14 protein-coding genes are annotated in these 19,005 nt (G+C 41.7%); 11 read left to right on the forward strand and 3 right to left on the reverse strand.

Going from position 1 to position 19,005, the window contains the following annotated elements; translation table 11 throughout:
* The first annotated feature begins 13 nt into the window (after positions 1–13).
* The 10 genes from HUG15_RS09425 to HUG15_RS09470 all read left to right on the forward strand — a co-directional run bounded on the left by HUG15_RS09425 (position 14) and on the right by HUG15_RS09470 (position 13,129).
* Positions 14–1,426: an NAD-dependent succinate-semialdehyde dehydrogenase gene (locus HUG15_RS09425; protein ID WP_200128914.1), complete on the forward strand. Its 1,413-nt coding sequence runs from the start codon at positions 14–16 to the stop codon at positions 1,424–1,426.
* 66 nt (positions 1,427–1,492) lie between these two features.
* Positions 1,493–3,118 (forward strand): amidohydrolase, encoded by a 1,626-nt coding sequence (locus tag HUG15_RS09430; RefSeq protein ID WP_200128393.1) that lies wholly within the window; start codon positions 1,493–1,495, stop codon positions 3,116–3,118.
* 21 nt (positions 3,119–3,139) lie between these two features.
* A complete protein-coding gene (locus HUG15_RS09435) occupies positions 3,140–4,726 on the forward strand; it encodes a zinc-binding metallopeptidase family protein (RefSeq protein ID WP_200128394.1) in 1,587 nt (528 codons plus the stop codon).
* 222 nt (positions 4,727–4,948) lie between these two features.
* Positions 4,949–6,451 carry a BCCT family transporter gene (locus HUG15_RS09440; protein WP_200128395.1) on the forward strand — a complete coding sequence of 501 codons (1,503 nt, stop codon included), beginning with the start codon at positions 4,949–4,951 and terminating at the stop codon, positions 6,449–6,451.
* Positions 6,452–6,848: 397 nt separating this feature from the next.
* Positions 6,849–8,234 carry a sigma-54 interaction domain-containing protein gene (locus tag HUG15_RS09445; protein ID WP_200128396.1) on the forward strand — a complete coding sequence of 462 codons (1,386 nt, stop codon included), beginning with the start codon at positions 6,849–6,851 and terminating at the stop codon, positions 8,232–8,234.
* 123 nt (positions 8,235–8,357) lie between these two features.
* A complete protein-coding gene (gene speB / locus HUG15_RS09450; protein ID WP_200128397.1) occupies positions 8,358–9,308 on the forward strand; it encodes an agmatinase in 951 nt (316 codons plus the stop codon).
* Positions 9,309–9,380: 72 nt separating this feature from the next.
* A complete protein-coding gene (locus HUG15_RS09455; RefSeq protein WP_200128398.1) occupies positions 9,381–9,842 on the forward strand; it encodes a sodium:solute symporter family transporter in 462 nt (153 codons plus the stop codon).
* A 228-nt stretch (positions 9,843–10,070) separates the two neighbouring features.
* Positions 10,071–11,429, forward strand: coding sequence for an APC family permease (locus tag HUG15_RS09460; RefSeq protein ID WP_200128399.1), 1,359 nt, complete (start codon positions 10,071–10,073; stop codon positions 11,427–11,429).
* Between the two features lie 5 nt (positions 11,430–11,434).
* The gene (locus HUG15_RS09465) at positions 11,435–12,712 is read left to right on the forward strand and encodes an ArgE/DapE family deacylase (RefSeq protein WP_200128400.1); all 1,278 of its coding nucleotides are present in this window, start codon (positions 11,435–11,437) and stop codon (positions 12,710–12,712) included.
* Between the two features lie 87 nt (positions 12,713–12,799).
* Positions 12,800–13,129 carry a cupin domain-containing protein gene (locus tag HUG15_RS09470; protein WP_200128401.1) on the forward strand — a complete coding sequence of 110 codons (330 nt, stop codon included), beginning with the start codon at positions 12,800–12,802 and terminating at the stop codon, positions 13,127–13,129.
* 237 nt (positions 13,130–13,366) lie between these two features.
* Here the strand turns inward: HUG15_RS09470 and nhaC are convergent, their stop codons facing one another.
* Genes nhaC through HUG15_RS09485 form a run of 3 tightly spaced genes read right to left on the reverse strand, consistent with a single transcriptional unit; the run spans position 13,367 to position 16,612 of the window.
* On the reverse strand, positions 13,367–14,821 hold the full coding sequence (gene nhaC, locus HUG15_RS09475; protein WP_200128402.1) for a Na+/H+ antiporter NhaC: 1,455 nt from the start codon (positions 14,819–14,821) through the stop codon (positions 13,367–13,369).
* 50 nt (positions 14,822–14,871) lie between these two features.
* Positions 14,872–15,507, reverse strand: coding sequence for a GNAT family N-acetyltransferase (locus tag HUG15_RS09480; protein WP_200128403.1), 636 nt, complete (start codon positions 15,505–15,507; stop codon positions 14,872–14,874).
* Positions 15,500–16,612, reverse strand: a complete 1,113-nt coding sequence (locus HUG15_RS09485) for a C45 family autoproteolytic acyltransferase/hydrolase (protein WP_200128404.1) — start codon at positions 16,610–16,612, stop codon at positions 15,500–15,502. Before HUG15_RS09485 ends, HUG15_RS09480 begins: the two co-directional genes overlap by 8 nt.
* A 280-nt stretch (positions 16,613–16,892) precedes the next feature.
* Here HUG15_RS09485 and HUG15_RS09490 point away from each other — a divergent pair, with 280 nt between their 5' ends.
* Entirely contained in the window at positions 16,893–18,995 is a 2,103-nt protein-coding gene (locus HUG15_RS09490) for a sigma 54-interacting transcriptional regulator (protein WP_200128405.1), read from the forward strand.
* Positions 18,996–19,005: the final 10 nt, after the last annotated feature.

Consider the following 19,005-nt stretch of genomic DNA (forward strand, 5'->3'; position numbering starts at 1 on the left):
GATGAAACAACAAATGTACATTGATGGACAATGGCAAGGTGAAGAATTGACCCACATTGAGGTCATCAATCCTGCAACGAAACAAGTGGTTGGAACGGTGCCGAACGGAGGGAAAAACGAAGCAAAACAAGCGGTGGACGCGGCTCATGCTGCTTTTGCTTCCTGGTCAACATTGACGGCACAAGAACGTGGTAGACTTTTAGCCGTATGGCATCGACTAATCGAAGAAAATAAAGAAGACATTGGAAAAATCATGACGATGGAACAAGGGAAACCTCTAAAGGAAGCGATAGGGGAAGTCGGGTATGCCAATGGTTTTATCTCGTGGTACGCCGAAGAAGCGAAGCGAATTTACGGGGAAACCATTCCGGCTTCTCACGCGAATAAACGCATATTCGTGCAAAAACAGCCGGTCGGTGTTGTGGCAGCCATCACCCCTTGGAACTTCCCGGCCGCGATGATTACGCGCAAGGTAGGACCGGCCCTCGCTGCAGGTTGTACTGCGGTTATTAAACAGGCAGAAGAAACGCCTCTGACTGCTTTAAAATTGGCAGAACTCGCCGAAGAAGCCGGTATCCCCGCGGGAGTCGTCAATGTCATCACCGGTAATCCACAAGAGATCGGGGATACATGGCTTGAGGATGAACGTGTACGGAAGATCACGTTTACAGGCTCCACTGAAGTTGGAAAACAGTTAATGAAAGGGGCCGCTGAAACGGTTAAGAAGGTGTCGCTTGAACTCGGCGGCCACGCACCATTTATCGTTATGGAGGATGCAGATTTAGACAAAGCGGTGGAACATTTAATCGGATCGAAATTCCGCAATTCCGGACAAACGTGTATTTGCACGAATCGCGTGTATGTACAAGTATCGATTTTGGAAACCTTCAGCGAAAAATTCAAAGCTGCCGTGGCTGATCTGACGACTGGAAACGGATTGGAAGAAAACGTTGATCTGGGACCATTGATTAATGATCAAGCGATTGGAAAAGTCCAGAACCATCTCGATGACGCGACAACAAAGGGTGGAGAAGTATTAGTCGGTGGAAATAGCTTTGTGAAAAACGAAGGCCAATATTTTGAACCAACCATTATATCCGGCGCCAGCGACGACATGCTCTGCATGAATGAAGAAACATTTGGCCCCGTCGCACCGATTGCTTCTTTTCAGACCGAAGAAGAAGTCATTCAGCGTGCGAACAACTCTCCCTTCGGTTTAGCAGCTTATGTGTTCTCGGAAAACATCGGGAAAGCTGTACGCGTCAGCGAAGAATTGGAATACGGCATTGTCGGCGTCAATGACGGACTTCCTTCTGTGCCGCAGGCGCCATTTGGAGGAATGAAGGAAAGTGGTTTAGGCAGAGAGGGTGGTCACCACGGGATAGGAGAGTATTTGGAAGTGAAGTATATTTCGTTGGGGATCTAGGTTATTTACTTCCCATACGATCCTCGCGAATAGCTCTATAATCGAATATTCAATGGAGGAATAACTATGAGTAAACAATCATTATTGTTTTATGGCGGAAAAATACTAACAATGAGCGATGGAATAGAAAGTGCGGAAGCAGTAGCTGTGAAAGGAAATGAAATTGTTTGTGTAGGCTCATACGAAGAGTGTGAAGCTTCATTACAAGGGCAAGGAGAAATAAGAGAAATAAATTTAAAGGGTAAATCTCTACTCCCTGGATTTGTTGACCCTCATGCCCACTTAATGATGTTGGGTATGGCTTATAGTTGGGCAGATATTAGTTACCCTAAAGTTAAAAGTATTGGTGATATCATTGCTGTTTTAAGGGAACAAAAAAAGAAAACACCTGCGGGAAGTATTATTCGTGGATTTGGACTCGATCAAAGAAATCTTGAGGAAAAACGATATCCAACAGCTGATGAGCTGGATGAGGTTGCTGAAGATTGCCCCGTTCAAATTATGCATATAAGCGGGCATAATAATGTAGTTAATAATTATTTACTTCAGGAACTAGGAATTAATAAGAATGTAGATGATCCTATAGGTGGAGCCATAGGAAGATATGAGAATGGACTCCCGAATGGCCAGTTGTTCGATAGCGCCAATGATCATTTTGCTAAAAAATCCGGTGTCGTGATTGGAAGCAACGGTCCTAACATTCATATGCCGGATACACCTGAAAATTTACAAAACCTTGTTGCGGTTGGTCAGAAACAATGCCTTTTATCGGGTGTGACAACAATTAATGATCCTCAGGTTACAAAACAGGAGATGGAATCTTTTCAGGAAGCTCGAAATAATAACCTTCTAAAAATGCGTATTGTGATGTCTATTCTATCTACGTACTTAGATGAATTGACTCAGCTTGGATTTAGATCCGGCTTTGGTGATGACCAACTTTCGATCGGTTCCATTAAATTGTACGCAGACGGCTCCCTAAATTCCGGTACCGCATACTTGTCTTCTGGTTATTTAGACAGCAGTCGTAAACAAGGATATCTTTATCATGAACCGGAACGTTTTAAAGAAATACTTGTGAAAGCGCATAGACAAGGTTTCCAGACCATTACACATGCTCAGGGCGATGGTGCAATTCAATTAGTCATTGATGGTGTGAGAGCGTCACAAGAGCAATCACCGAGGAGTGATGTACGACATCGAATTGAACATTGCGGATTACCGGATCCGGCTCAGATCCAAGATATTTCTGAATTAAAAATTTGGCCTGTTCCTCAACCACAGCATGTATATCAGTTTGGTGAAGGGGTTGTACGAGCAGTCGGTGACCATGGTGATAATTTTTCACCATATGGGTGGTTTAAAGATCAAAATATACCTATCGTATTGTCATCAGATGCGCCGGTTGCTCCTCCAAACCCATTGCAGGCTATTTATGCAGCCGTCACGCGTTCCACATTACAAGGAAACGTTGTAGGTGCTGACCACCGAATCTCTCTTACTGAAGCTTTAAAAGGCTATACGATTGAAGCGGCTAAAGCTATACATCGTGAAGATTCTATTGGATCCATCGAAAAAGGCAAACTAGCTGATTTTGTCATATTGGATAAAAACCCATATGACACATCAGTAGAAGAGATCCCTACTATTGAAGTGAGTGAGACATGGATTTCGGGAGAGCAAGTTTATTAAAGAAACGAGGTTATTCATTTTATGCTGACAAATGAAAAGAAGGACATCATAGAATGGGTTAACGGAAATGAAAAAACATTATCTGATTGGAATCAGACAATCTGGAACTATGCAGAACCAGCTTGGCGAGAGTACAAATCATCAGCTTGGTATGTCCATCGTTTAAGGGAAGAGGGATTTGAGGTTGAAGAGCAGAGTGGTGACATGCCTACCGCTTTTTGCGCGACTTGGAAAAATGGTGCAGGTCCTGTCATTGGCGGCTATGCGGAGTATGATGCTGTCCCCGGGAATAATCAGGCAGCTGAAACTGTCCAAAAATCTAGAGAGGGATTAAGTCCATATGCCGGTGGGCATACGGATCCCCATTCTGCACTAGGTATAGGTTCCCTTGGAGGATTTTTAGCGGCGAAAGCAATGATGGAAAAGCATGACATTAAGGGGACTTTAAAGTTTTTTGGTGAACCTGCAGAAAAATTACGAGGCTCAAAACCTATTCATGCAGCGAAAGGTTACTATGATGACCTTGATGCTGCGATAAGTTTTCACCCTTTTTATATGTTGCCTCTTAGTAACACAACAAGGTGGGATACACATTGTGCGGTAGCATATTCTGTCATGTATACGTTTACCTGTGATGAACCACAAACATGGTTATCCTCGGGAGAAGATTCTCCTATTCCAGCAGCACATGCCGCTGCAAGAGCTCCGGGTGCAACGGATGCTGTTGTTACAATGTATTCCTTGTCTAAAATGTACAAGGAACATATGCTATCGAACAGCATGGGTTGGTCAGTAAATGAAACAATTTTAAATACTGGACAGGCGACTGCTGACAATATTCCGGCGCAAATGTCGCAAATTTACTATTTTATTCGTGTTCCGGACATTGAAAAGGCTCAACAAGTCATTCAAGTGCTTGACCAAAATGCAGAAAGTGCAGCTTCAGCTGCTCATTGTAACTGGAAACGAGAGTGGGTCACAAAATCAAGGGCAGGACTTGCCAACCATACGATGGCGGAAGCAACTTACCAAAATCTTAAGCATGCAGGTGCACCTCAATTCGAAGGGAAGGCCGTAGATATAGCACGGGAAATTCAAAAGAATCTTGGGTTGGATCCGATGGAAGAACCTTATCTCGATGAGATCGAGACGCTCGTCCCTCCGCAAGAGGCAGAACGCAAGATGCGTGAATCGTTACCGGCTTGGCAACAACACTTTACATCTGATGATTATACAGAGTATTGCTGGCATGCTCCGACTGTTAGACTTTATATAGGTAGACCTGCATTAAAATCACCAAAATCGGGCTATGCCTATCCCGACTGGGTCATGAATGCGATGGGCGGAATTCGAGAATGTATAGATCCAATGATTTTTAGCGCTTCTAAGACTGTTGGCATGACAATTATTGATCTGCTCACTGACGACCACCTATTGGAAGAAGCAAAAAATGAGTTTCTTGAGCGGACCGGTGGAGGAATAAATGGCACACACTGGACGCCACCACTTTGTGATTACGATCCTCCAATTGATTATCGTTGGCCTGAGTATGTCACTACTGCCCGCGGAGAAAACCAGTGGGTGATTCCTGCGAGAGGAGATAAATGATTGACTGGATATACAGATTACAAAGGTTATTATATTGAAGGTTAATGGATAAAACAAACAATATTGAGCCCACACTGTTACTTTGGTCGATGGGCTCATCTCTTTTTAAACAATCAGGTAGGTACGGAAATGATAATCTGATTTATATATCACTATCACACTTATTTTTTAAAGAGTATAAAAAAAGAATGTACGCGCTCATTATACGAGGGAGGGATCATTTTGAAGAGATACGTCGTCTTAATCGGCGCGCTTATAATCACTTTCCTATTAGTGCTTATAGGTATCATAAACCCTGAAGGACTAGGAGAATTCTCTGAGTATCTTCTTAACGATTTAATTGGTGGATATTTTGGATGGTACTATATGTTGATTGCATTTTTCATTGTTGTAATTTGTTTATATACGGCTTTTTCAAAATATGGATCCATTAAACTTGGCAGGGATTCGGATCAGCCGGAGTTTAAAAGGTTCACCTGGATTGCGATGTTGTATAGTGCAGGGATTGCGATAAGCCTTTATTTTTGGGGGGTGGCGGAACCTGTATTACACTATATGGAACCTCCTGTCGGGGAAGGGGAAACGAAAGAAGCCGCAGATTTAGCAATGCAGTACACTTATTTTCATTGGGCATTGCATAGTTTTGGAGCTTATACGATAACCGGATTGTTTATGGCATATTTCCAGTATAGGAAAAACTCACCACCCTTGATCAATTATGCTTTTTACCCTTTATTAGGGGAACGAATTCATGGTCCTATCGGCCAGATTATTAATATAATAACCATATTCGCAGTTATAGGGGGAATAACAACTTCGCTAGGTTTAGGCGTTATGCAAATGGGTGCCGGGTTTGATTATGCTTGGGGGATCGAAAACACACCGACTACACAATTATTTTTGATACTGATCCTAACGGTTATGTTTATTGCTTCTGCATATTCGGGTATACACCGGGGTATTAAATGGTTATCTAATATTAACATTGTATTAGCTTTGGCGATTTTGCTTCTAATTTTCACATTAGGTCCGACCACGAATATTTTAGAAACGATTGTTAATGGCACGGGCAATTATCTTTCAAACTTCATAAATATGAGTTTTCATATGGAACCATTTATTGAAGGTTATGATTGGCAAGCAGGTTGGGATTTCTTTTACTGGGGCTGGGCTATCAGCTTTGGTGTATTTGTTGGGCTTTTTATGGCTAGAATTTCAAAAGGAAGAACGATAAGAGAATTTATCATCGGTGCTATGGTAGTACCTTCAGTAGCCACGATGATTTGGTATGGTACTCTTGGTGGGAGCGCCTTATATAATATTATTAATTTAGGTAACAATGAGCTAGCCAATCAAATATTAGCAGATATGGATACTGCATTGTTTTATTTCATGGACCTTTTTCCGCTAGGATCAGTAATTATAGTGCTAACACTTGTTTCATTGGTAATTTTCTTTGTTACATCTGCGGACTCTACTGTTTACGTTTTAGGTATGTATAGTGAAGGTACCACAACACCCACAAATAGAAGCAAAATTTTATGGGGAATTGTTATTGCTGGGGTGGCAATTGCGTTATTATTAAGTGGCGCGCTAACTGCATTACAATCTATATCAGCTGCAGCAGGTTTACCCTTTTCTATAATTATAATATGTATGTGCATTTCCTTTTTTAAGTCTATTAGAGAAGAGTATAAAAGTTTGAGCTATAAAAAAGAAAAATGAAGTAATGGAAAGAAGGATTGTTGTAGATACTAAGCACAGTACTAAAACGGAAGTATTGACGTAATTATAGATGGTGTAAATGAGTTCATATAAAATGAAAAGGCAGCAAAGAAAGTCTTTTATATCTAACCATGGACTATTAAGACCGATGTGGAGAGCGAATGGAAATTAAGAAGGTTTACGAACTTATGATAAGCTTTAAAGCATGTGAAAACAGATAGGAGAGCCAGAAGCGAGAGATGGTTAAATGAATGGTGAGACTCTCCCCTCAAGTATTGGGGGGTGTCTGATCCCTACTCTAATCTGAGCTATGCCTATTATTTTAATCATTCTTGATGGCACCAAAGATTATTATCATAACATGAGATTGGCTTACTCAAAAAGGCAGGGTAAAAAAATGAACGAAATTGGAAACGATTTGTTACATGTTGAAATGGATGGAATTCTTAAAGCTTCTAACGACAACATTGTTATCGCTGACGGAGATGGACAGGTATTAAAGGTGAGTCCGAACTGTGAGGTGATTTACGGAGAAAGCCAATCCTATTTGGTAGGTAAATCAGTGTTTGAGTTAGAAAAAGAAGATATTTTTGTGCCGTCGGTGACAGCTAGGGTTTTAAAGGAAAGAAAAGATGTTCAACTCATGCAAAGAACTGTGAGCCATCGGGTTGTGATGGCCACCGGAATACCTATTTATGACGACAACAAGAATATTATCAGAATCATCAGCTTTTCCCATGATTTAACAGAAATCCATAAGTTAAGAGAAGACTACGAGCAATTACAGGTGAAGATGCAACAGTATCAATCTGAGATTGCAGAATTAAAAGAAAAGGATTCATCAAATAGAGATGTTGTTGTAAAAAGCAAGAAGATGAAAAGAATCATGCATCTGATCAAACAGGTGGCCAAATCAGACGCGACAGTCCTTTTGACAGGGGAAACAGGAGTAGGGAAAAATGTTTTCGCACAACCTTTACATGATAACAGTGAAAGGAAAGAGGAGCAACTTATTGAGGTTAATTGCGGGGCTGTTCCACCAAACTTGTTTGAATCGGAAATGTTCGGTTATGAAGCAGGTTCATTTACGGGAGCCAACAAAAAGGGAAAGGCTGGCTTGATTGAGATGGCGGATCAAGGGACCTTATTCCTTGATGAGATCGGCGAGCTTCCCCTTGAGATTCAAGTAAAATTGCTTCAGGTTTTACAAAATAAAAAAGTTGCAAGAATTGGTGGGAACGGCTCAATAGAAGTAGATTTTCGGTTAGTTGTGGCAACCAATCAAAATCTAGAAAACAAAGTAAAAAAAGGAGAGTTCAGGCAAGATCTTTTCTATAGGTTAAATGTTATCCCGGTTGAAATTCCCTCTTTACGAGAGCGAAAAGAAGATATCTATCAATTGATGCATCATTATTTGTCAAAATTCAACGAGAAATATCAAACGAATAAGATTTTGAACTCAACGACCGTTAAAGCTCTGATAAATTACGATTGGCCCGGAAATGTTAGGGAATTAGAGAATTTATTAGAGAGACTTGTGATTATATCTGATTCTCTCACAATTTATCCACCTGATCTCCCGTTTGTGAACGAAGAAGATCATCCTGATGAGGATTGGAGCACATTAGAAGCTTTTGAAAGCAGAGGCTTAACGTTACTAGAAGCATTGGAAGAGGTGGAACAAAAGTGGTTGCGAAGGGCTTATCAGCAATATAAATCCACCTATGAAATGGCCGAATTTCTTGGGTTAAGCCAACCAACAATCGTCCGTCGGTTAAATTAGTTGTCAATGATTTAGGTGTGAATCGAATTTTTATTCATTTCATGCTGTTTTCAGGGATTAAAAGTTGGCATATGAATTGCAATAACTAAAGGCGAAAACATTATCGCTATCAGGAGGACAACTATGTATCAACCAAAAGATTCATCAAAATCACCGCGATTTAGCGGACCAAGAACGTTTATGAGACTTGAACATATCCGAACGACAGAAGATGTGGATTTTGTTGTGGCAGGGGTTCCATTTGATACGGCCTCTTCAAACCGGACAGGGCAGCGTTACGGTCCACAGCATATCCGGGATTTTTCAGTGTTGCTCCGGCCTTACAATCCGGATCAAGACATCAATATTTTTAATTATTGTTCTGGGGTGGATTATGGTGACATTGACATCATACCGGGGAACATTCATAGAACGTATGACAATATCGTTGAGCAGCTTGATGAAATTCTTGAAAAGTCGGTTGTTCCCGTATTAATGGGCGGCGATCATTCTATTACGCTAGGACATTTGAGAGCGTTTGCAAAACATTATGGTCCCGTTGCTCTTGTACATTTTGATTCCCACGGCGATACATGGGACAACTATTTCGGTGAACAGTATATGCACGGAACGCCTTTTCGCAGAGCCGTTGAAGATGGATTGCTTGATGTTGATCACTCTATTCAAATAGGGATGCGCGGGCCGTTGTACGGTCCTGAAGATATTCAAGATGCGAGAGACCTCGGCTTTCAGGTGATTACGATGAAGGAAGTTCGGCAGTTAGGCTATGACGAAGTGATGAAACAAATTCATCAAAGGGTAGGGAAGCGACCAGTATTCGTTACCTATGATATCGATTTCCTAGACCCAGCTTATGCACCGGGGACGGGAACGCCTGAAGTTGGTGGTCCAACAAGTTATGAGGGGCTAGAGTATATCAGAGGGTTGGATGGTCTCGATATTAAAGGGTTTGATCTTGTTGAGGTTTTGCCGGCATATGACAGCGGCCAAATTACGGCCATTGCCGCATCTTCAGTAATTTTTGAAATGATCAGTCTGATAGCTATGAAAAAAAGGGCACAGAAAGAAGAGTAACAAAGGATATCACGAGAAAAGAACTTCTACGTGTGAAGTTCTTTCCTTTTTATAATGAAAGGCGGTAGCAAAATGACATGGATTGATTTTATTATTATTATCCTTTATTTCGTTGTCCTCATCGTAGTTAGTATAATAGGCACTATAAAAGCAAGAACATCAGAAATGTATATTCTAGCAGGGAGAAATTTAGGTGTTTTTATGCTTTTTGGGTGTATGACGGCTGTCTTTCTTGGTGGTTCCGCGACAATGGGGTCAGCTCAACTCGGTTATGAAACTGGATTTTCAGGTGTTTGGTTTGTTTTTTCAATGGGACTGGGTATTACGCTATTTGGCCTTCTTTTACTTAACCGGGTGACTGGCTATAAATTAATGACCATTAGTGAGTTGCTAGGCAAGCTTTTTAATAACCAATCGAAATTGATTGGAGCGCTTGTGTCAGCTATATATGCTTTAATGGTAAGTGTTACTCAGGTGATTGCGATTGGTGCTCTTTTAAGTGCTATTTTTGACTGGAGGGCTTTCTTCGAGTAATCCGATACTATATGGTATCATCGTCAATATCATTGTCATGATCGTTTTATCATTGACAGATCGAGCGAACAAACAAAATGATTGGGCGAACGAAGCGATGAATACGTGACCATTGTTTCAAGTGATTCACAATTAAAAGTGAAAGCCTCTTTTAAAAATTGTTGCAACTATGTCTTTCTATGACACAGCCTCTGTACACGGAAAAAGTTCATGGAGGGAATGATTAATATGGCAAGCCGAAAAGGAAAATTCAAAAAAGTATTAAACAACTGGGATGTGTTTCTACTATCCTTTGGTGCCATGATCGGTTGGGGATGGGTGGTTATGTCGGGGACATGGATCACCTCGGCAGGATCTCTTGGTGCAGCACTTGCTTTTGTGATAGGCGGAGTTCTCGTCGTATTCGTTGGCTTAACTTATGCTGAACTCTCATCCGCGATGCCTTTTGTAGGTGGAGAACATGTCTATGTGGAACGTGCACTTGGAAATAAATCAACTTTTATCGCTTCCTGGGCGATTACTTTCGGTTATGTATCGGTCATTGCGTTTGAGGCCGTTGCATTGCCAACGGTGATCACATATTTATTTCCAAACTATGAAGTCGGATACATGTGGACCATCGCCGGTTGGGATGTTTACCTTTCATGGGTCATCGTAGGGATGGTCGGGTCAATCATCATGGCAGGGATCAATTATTTCGGCGTTAAACCGGCTGCGAAAGTACAAATAATTTTAACCTTGAGTATCTTTATTGTGGGAATTATGCTTATTACAGGCTCCGGTTTTGGTGGAAGTGTTGCAAACATGGAACCCTTTTTCGTAGATGGTGCAGGTGGTATTATGGCTGTGCTCGTTTTGGTGCCTTTTTTATTCGTCGGCTTTGACGTCATCCCACAAGCGGCTGAAGAAGCGAATATTGAACCGCGCAAAATAGGGAAACTCCTCATATTATCGGTCGTAGCCGCTATTCTCTTTTATATTGGTGTGACGTTCGCTGTTAGTTTAGCGTTACCGGCAGCGTCATTAGAAGGCTCTGAATTGGCAACGGCAGATGCGATGGGAGCCGCATTTGGGTCTCCGGTGTTTGCCAATGTTCTTATTCTGGGCGGAGTTGCCGGGATTTTAACGAGCTGGAATGCGTTTATCGTCGGAGCCACAAGAATCATCTATGCCATGGCTGAGTCAAGAATGTTACCGTCATGGTTTAGCAAAATTCATCCCAAATATGGAACGCCATCGAATGCTATTATTTTTATTGCAGTATTGTCAGTCGTTAGCCCGCTGCTTGGAGAACCGGCTTTGGACTGGTTTGCAACTGCAGGTGGACTTGGCATTGTGGTTGCTTATTTCTTGGTAGCGATCTCATTCGTAATCTTACGTCGCCGGGAGCCAGAGATGGAAAGGCCATACCGAGCTGGGAACAGTCAATTTATTGGATTTACGGCAATTGTTATGAGTTTTGGGTTCATTGTTCTTTATATGCCCGGTATGCCTTCCGCTTTATTTAATATCGAGTGGATCATTGTGTTTGGCTGGTCATTGTTAGGGTTGGTATTTTACCTTAATTTTTTGAGGCAAAAAGGATGATAAAAATGACATACTTAAGAAAACAAATTAAAGCAAAGATCGATGAACAGTGGGAAGAACAGATAAAGTTTCTGCAAACGATTGGAAGATTTAAAAGCACATTAGGGAATGAAGGTTCTTTACAAAATTACCTCGCTGATTATTTTCAAAATGAAATGCAATTGAGTACAGAAAAAATTATCCCGGATATCAAGGAAATGTCCAAACATCAGGGATTTTCTCCAGTGGAATGGGGTTACGCAGGACGTCCAGTAGTGGTAGGAACATGGTCGTCAGCCGGGGAGAAAAAGGGAAAAAGTCTGATTTTACAAAGCCATATTGATGTTGTCCCCGAGGGACCACATGAAGATTGGCGTTATGATCCATGGGGAACGACCATCGAGGGTGATCGGATGTATGGGCGGGGCATCCAGGATATGAAGTCAGGGATGGCGGCGATGGTATTTGCTGTACGGGCATTGCAATCGCTAGGCATCCAACCGCAAGCAAATATTTATCTGGAAAGCGTGCTGGAAGAAGAAATTACAGGAAATGGAGCCCTTGCAACATTACTCGCCGGATATAAAGCCGATGCTGCCTTAATTCCCGAGCCTCTCGGTCAACAAGGATTAATTGGCCAAGTAGGTGTCGTTTGGATGCGTGTGCGCGTGAAAGGAGCAGCTGCTCATGTGGAGCGAGCATCATCAGCGGTTAGCGCGATAGAAAAAGCCTATGTGCTGATACAGGCAATTCAAGAGTATCGCACTTATACAAACGAACGCCCGAGACATTCATATTTTAAAGACCATCCTCATCCTCTAAATGTAAACGTAGGGAAAATTGACGGGGGTGATTGGACATCAAGCGTGGCGTCCGATTGTACTTTTGAGGTCAGAGTAGGCTTCTACCCCGGGGAAGATCCGCAAACGATCAAGGATGAAGTAAGCCAATGGTTAATGAATGCAGCCGCGAAAGATGAATGGTTAAAAGAAGAGCCGCCTGAAATTACGTATTATGGTTTTCATGCCGATGGGGTCGCTCTTGAAAAAGATTTAGACGTGTTTAAAACCCTCGGAAAAGCCCACAGGCATGTTACCGGTGAAGAAATGCAATATTCAACAACAACTGCCACCACGGATGTACGTTTTTACAGTGTTTATGATGACATTCCTGCTACTTGCTACGGACCTGACGGCGAGAATATGCACGGTCCTAACGAATGGGTGGACTTGCCGAGTATAAAACGTGTAACAGAAACGTACGCGAATTTTATTTTGGATTGGTGCAAAGCGAGAAAGGATTAAATGAAGGCACCCATGAGAGCGAGCCTTAAGATTACTTTACTCTCCTCGAAAATGGAAATACATTACTTTTAGAAGGGGTGTTATACTGTGGATGAAACAAAAAATATTATTGTAAGCAAAAATAATGAAAGCTATTTGCCAGATGCAGCATCAAAAGGAGCTGCTTCCAGATGGTTGGAAAGCAAGGATCTACGAATGCGTGTTGTTGTGTACCCCAGCGGTTATGAAGCAGACCATGTCTGTTACCAAGGTCACGCTTTTTATATTGACTCTGGAAACATTAAGATCAAGATAGGAGAAGAAATTACAGAATGGAACGAAGGGGATGGATTTATTATTCCTGATGAAATACCACATGTCGTTTTCAATCCTAACCAAGAAGAGGCAAAAGTGATTGTTGTTGATCATCATGGTTAAAATCAGTAGCTGCTATTTATCAGTTAGGTTAATGGTTTGATATTATTTCTTCAGAGGGGACATTCATTGGGTAAAGAAAGGCCAGGAGTACGATGCTCCTGGCCTCTTGCGTAAATATGCAATGAAGAAGCCTCTCTTTTTAGGAAGTCTCCGGACCTTTTCCCTCAATTTGGATTCACTTTTTCCAATATAGGAAACGAACATCCCTTGTTGCTGCATGGAGACGAGAGGATAGAACTATAACGTTTGTTCTTTTACCTCCTGAACATTTTCGTCGCCATCAATCCGGGACCCGCTCCCATCATCATCTTCATATTCGATGGTAAATCCAATATAGCCATATATAATCGCGATGATCGGGCTGAGGAGTACTAAAAATGCATAAGGAGCGTAACTGAATGCGCTTACGCCAAGAGTAGCGAACATAAACGCTCCGCATGTGTTCCACGGAATAAGCGGGGACGTCATCGTGCCGGCGTCTTCAACGGTTCTTGAAAGATTCTTAAGTTTTAGTCGTCGTTTTTTATACTCTCCTTCGTACATCCTGGCCGGAAGAATAATCCCGAGATATTGGTCGCATCCGACAACATTTGATGTAAAAGCAGTTGCTACGGTTGTCGCAATCAAGCTTCCTGTTGATTTGGCGAGCTTGATCAGGCTGTCGACGATGGTTTGAAAAAAACCTGCAGCTTCCAAAACACCACCAAAGCTCATGGCGATGATAATCAGGGAAACGGTCCACATCATAGCTTCGATCCCGCCGTTGTTTAATAGATTGTCGAGTGTAGCAGCGCCTGAGTCGATTGCGTATCCTTCCACAATGACGCCCATCGCATCACCGATTGGAACGCCCTGGATCAAAATGGCGCAGAAGAGCCCCATTAATGAACCGATCGATAGTGCAGGTATAGCCGGTATTTTCATCACCATCATGGCGATGACAATCGTGGGAACAATTAAAAGCCAGGGACTGATGATAAACACGTTTGATAGCTGTTGCTGGAGTTCTGTGATCTGTCCGGTACCGCTACCGGAGGCTGAGATCTGGAAACCTAAAATCGTGTAGAGACCAAGCGCGATGAGAAGGGCCGGAATGGTCGTGAACAACATGTGTTTGATATGCTCAAATAGATGAACACCGACAACCCCGGGAGCCAGATTTGTTGTTTCGGATAAAGGGGATATTTTATCTCCGAAGTAAACCCCAGAGATGACAGCGCCGGCTGCCATTGCCGGATTTATTCCCAAGCCTTCGGCAACTCCCATCAATGCAATCCCAATGGTACCGGCAGCTGTCCACGCGTTTCCGCCGGATAAGGATACGATACAGCAAATGAGACAGGCGGCGACAAGGAAGTATCCCGGGGATAAAATGCCAAGACCATAATAGATCATTGTCGGTACGACGCCACCGGCGATCCATGTGCCGATAATGGTTCCAATGATAATCAAAATGATAATCGCTTGTGTCGCTAACCCGATGGCACGAATCATGCCATCTTCAAGTGTTTTCCAAGTATAACCGAGGGAAAGCGCGGCAATCACGGCGACAACCCCGCTTAGAAACAATGGAAAATGCGGATCTTGTTCATATACACCGATACATATAATTAATGCCGCGATCATGAAGCTGATAGGAATCATTGCGACAAGCAAGGTCGGTTTTCGGGGCTTATTCGCTTCAGCAGTCATCGCTATCTCTCCTCAATACGTGTAATAAGTTGTTTTTATCCACACTTACTTTAATCGTTTGGAGCCTTCCATTCCATAAGTGTGGCATTCGTACATGACTCTTTGTCTTCCGGGAGATATCCACGCATTATGCGGTGAAAAGTAAAACCATTATTTAGTTGAAACGTCATGACGGGATCATAAATCTTCCTTTTCATAACGTTATCCACATATTCTGATGGTGAATATTGATGAGCATATTTATGGTAAAAAGGAATGCGACCCCCTATGACAATACTTTCTAATTGTAGTTGCTGACATAAATCTTTGCGAGCTTGATAGAGTTGTTTCCCAACTTTCATATGACGATATTTAGATTGAACAACGACTTCAATGCCGTATAAATGGTTAGCCTCTGGATTATGATTATAGATATAACCTTTATTACAAATGTCATCTAAGGTGTGGTCTTTTTCAAATTGATCTCGCGTCACAATAAGACTTCCCGACGCACCAATGATTGTCCCATTGTATTCCGCACACTGTTGGCCTTCTGGAAAAATAGAAAGTTGACTCTCATAGTGTTCCAATTTAAAGGCAACGTCCTCGCCAAAACCTTCAACGGCAATCGACCGGATGGTTGGAATGTCATTTTGAGTGACTGGTCTAATTATGACTTCTTCTGTACTTTCCTTTACCTTATCCATTGTTTATCAATCCTTTATTAGAAAAAGTATATTTTTGATACGGTTGATGGGCAGGCATGCCATCACAGACATAGAGATTTTGTTCGGTAAGATTCATCACAATAGAGAATACGGTTTCTATGCGCCGGTGTTCGGGAACCCGAGGATTCACATAATGGTTAATGGCGTTTGGGGCATTAAATGTATCGCCCAACCATGTTTGAAACGTTTGCTCGTTAATCTCTCGTCCATCTTGCCGTGCCATTTCAATCAGTTGTTCCGCTCTTCGCTTCCTGATTTCTGAGTCACTATACCGGGTGTTGTTGTTGTCTGTGATATTTTTTTGAATCGTTGGAGCACAGATATGGTTTGTGTGTACCCCACATGAGGCATCATCGTTCGTAATCGCCATTCCGAAAGGGGAGACTTCTACATGTAAAGCCATTCCCGCGTGTTTACCTTCACTATATCCAATGAGGAAGTTTGCTGCCGAGGCCATTTGTCCGTTTTGGATATTTGCCATTGCTTCATGAAGAGATGTAGCATCAAGAATTGAACGAAGACCAAGATGAATCGGTAGCGCATCCGTTTTTTTGTCTGTGATCAAAGCATTCAGACAAACTCCTAGCGAGTGATCATTTAATCCGATTTTGCCGATGATGCCTCCTTCCGTGATCATCATTATATTTGGTTTATTTTCCTGCTTGATTTGGAGCAAAAGAAGACTGTCCTTCTGCGCTCCCTTCCAATCCCAGTTTTCACCAATGATTGTATCGGAGGTCAGAGGGGGAGAGACACCAATACTTGTGCAACCATCCGAGAAAGATGTATGTGCATCACCGGTAAGTGCAATTTCGCTTCGCGCATTCAAAGCCAGCACATCTTCCAATTCAAGCCCGGCACCGTCGGCTACGCCTTGCATTTCATCGAGTAAAGATTTATCGAATGCTTCAATGGTTGGCAGGTGAATCTTAGCCCGTTCCCGTACCGTCTTCCAATCAATATTTTGATAGCCATAAAATAAACGTTCGTAGGTATCCAAACTTTTCAAAATTTCTTTTTTTCCTTGTTCTCCATGTTGCCTGCCTATTTCTCTAGGTTCGCCTTGTAAATGCAATACTTTCATGGCTTTCTCCTTTCTCACTTTCTACCTTCTTGTAAATGCAATTATTATGCCATACGTGAATTGTTAGCCACTCAACCGGATACCGCAATGACTTCTTTTATGGAAGCACTTCTATAGCACAAAAAATTATGTAATTTTGCATAATCCATACATATAAGCATAAACCATCAGATTGTTATCATATCAGTGTTTTTCTACTAATAATTCATCATTCTTATTCAACAATTCCTATTTTTTATGCTAAAATGAATAACATACTGTGAGGAAAGGAGCCAAGGGAATGACCTCATTCATTGCGCGTAAAGTTCACCCATTTTTAACCATTTCAATAGAGCCCTTTGAACAACAATGGCAAGAAAAGCTAAAGAATACCCAGACGTCTTTTTTATTTCTTACAGAAAACGGAACCATTATTTCTTATATCTTTTTAAAGGATGTTTATAAAAACCATGTTGATTTTACTTTGGAAACGTTGCGATCTTATGCACAACCGATTGATGACCTTAGTGTCATTCATCAAAATCAATCATTAGCGTCATTACCGTTTATTTTTCAAATCCTAGGGGCTCCGATTACGCTCGTGAAAAATGAAGCGCATCAATATAATGGATACATTCATCGAGAGGATCTTTTGGTTGAACTGCTGCGGCAAGAAGATAACAATACCAATGTGCTGAAAATGATGCTCTCTTCTATTCCGATGGGCATTTTTATCGCAGATCATCACAATAAAATTGTTGATTACAACGAGGCTGGATTAAAAATGATGAAAGCATCTCCGCGGCAAATGGAGGGGGCGGAGGCAAACCAATGGTTTAACAAGAATCTCTTGAATCATGTTTACGAAACGAAGAGAGAAGTGCTGAACCAAATTCAGGTAGAGGGGGAGGTCGGTGTTTTAGTAGACTATAGTCCAATTGTCAATCAATGGGGAGCATCAGATGGAATTATGATCATCGTGCAGGATCTCCCAATGGTCGAAGAAATGGCGATGGAAATTGAATATGTGAAAAATTTAAACGCTGATTTGAATGCCATCCTCGCTTCTATGTATGATGAAATTGTTGTCGTAAATGCGGAAGGAGATGTTCTTCGTTACAACGAACATTTCATCACAAATGCAGGGGGAAGCGTTCTCAAGGTAGGAGATAACCTTTTTGCAATAGAAAATCAGCATTATTTCAGTCCATCGGTTGCACATTTAGTTTTGGAAAAGAAAGAAAAAATTTCAATCATTCAAGAAACCAGCGCTGAAAAAAATATATTAACGACCGGGAACCCTGTATTCGATGAAGAAGGACATATCCATCGTATTGTTATTGCTTTTAGGGATATAACGGAAACCACTCAATTAAAATCGGAATTACAAGAAACGAAAGCTTTGAACAAGCGGTTTAAAGAGGAGCTGGAAATTTTAAAAAGAAGAGATAAAATTATTTATTGTAGTTCTGAAATGGAACAAGTCATGGCCAAAGTATATAAATTGGGTGAGTTTCATTCCTCTGTTTTAATCATGGGGGAATCGGGGGTAGGGAAAGAATTAATTGCCCAATCCATTCACCGGAATGGCCTTCGCGCACAACAGCCTTTCTTATCGATTAACTGTGGCGCCATCCCGGGTGAATTACTGGAAAGTGAATTGTTTGGCTATGCTAAAGGTGCATTTACCGGAGCGCATACCAAAGGGAAACTGGGCTATTTTCAGCAAGCCGATCAAGGTGTATTATTATTAGACGAAATTGGTGAAATGTCTGCCGATCTGCAAGTGAAATTGTTGAGAGTCCTACAGGAAGGGCAAGTAACGCCCGTGGGAAGTGCAAAACCAATCGCTATCGATGTACAAATCATTGCCGCTACGAATAAAAATTTAGAGAAAATGGTAGAAGAAGGAACATTTAGAGAGGACTTATACTATCGCATTAATGTGATACCGATTACCGTTCCTCCTTTAAGAGAGCGCCCTGAAGACATCCCTTTACTCGCTTACCATTTTTTGCAGCAATTAAATCTTAAATATGATAAAAATTATCTATTATCACCAGAAGCCATGAATGTACTCGAGGTACACACTTGGCCTGGAAATATTAGGGAGTTGGAAAATATCATCGAGCGTTTGGTGGTGACGTCCGATGAACAGGTTATATCTGCTGATTTAGTTCGATCATTTCTTAAGTTAGGCACAAGAAGCGGAAAGCAGAAGCCTATTATCACTGATATTGTCCCTTATTATGAAGCGCAGGAATCTATTGAAGAACAACTCATCCTATTGGCGATGGAAAAATACAAAACTACCACAAAAGCAGCTAAAGCACTACAAATCAGCCAACCTGCGGTAAGCAGAAAATATAATAAAATTTTGCGAAAACAGGTGGGAATAGATTGAAAAGGTAATA

The organism is Salicibibacter cibarius, assembly GCF_016495725.1.
GTDB classification, from domain to species: domain Bacteria; phylum Bacillota; class Bacilli; order Bacillales; family Marinococcaceae; genus Salicibibacter; species Salicibibacter cibarius.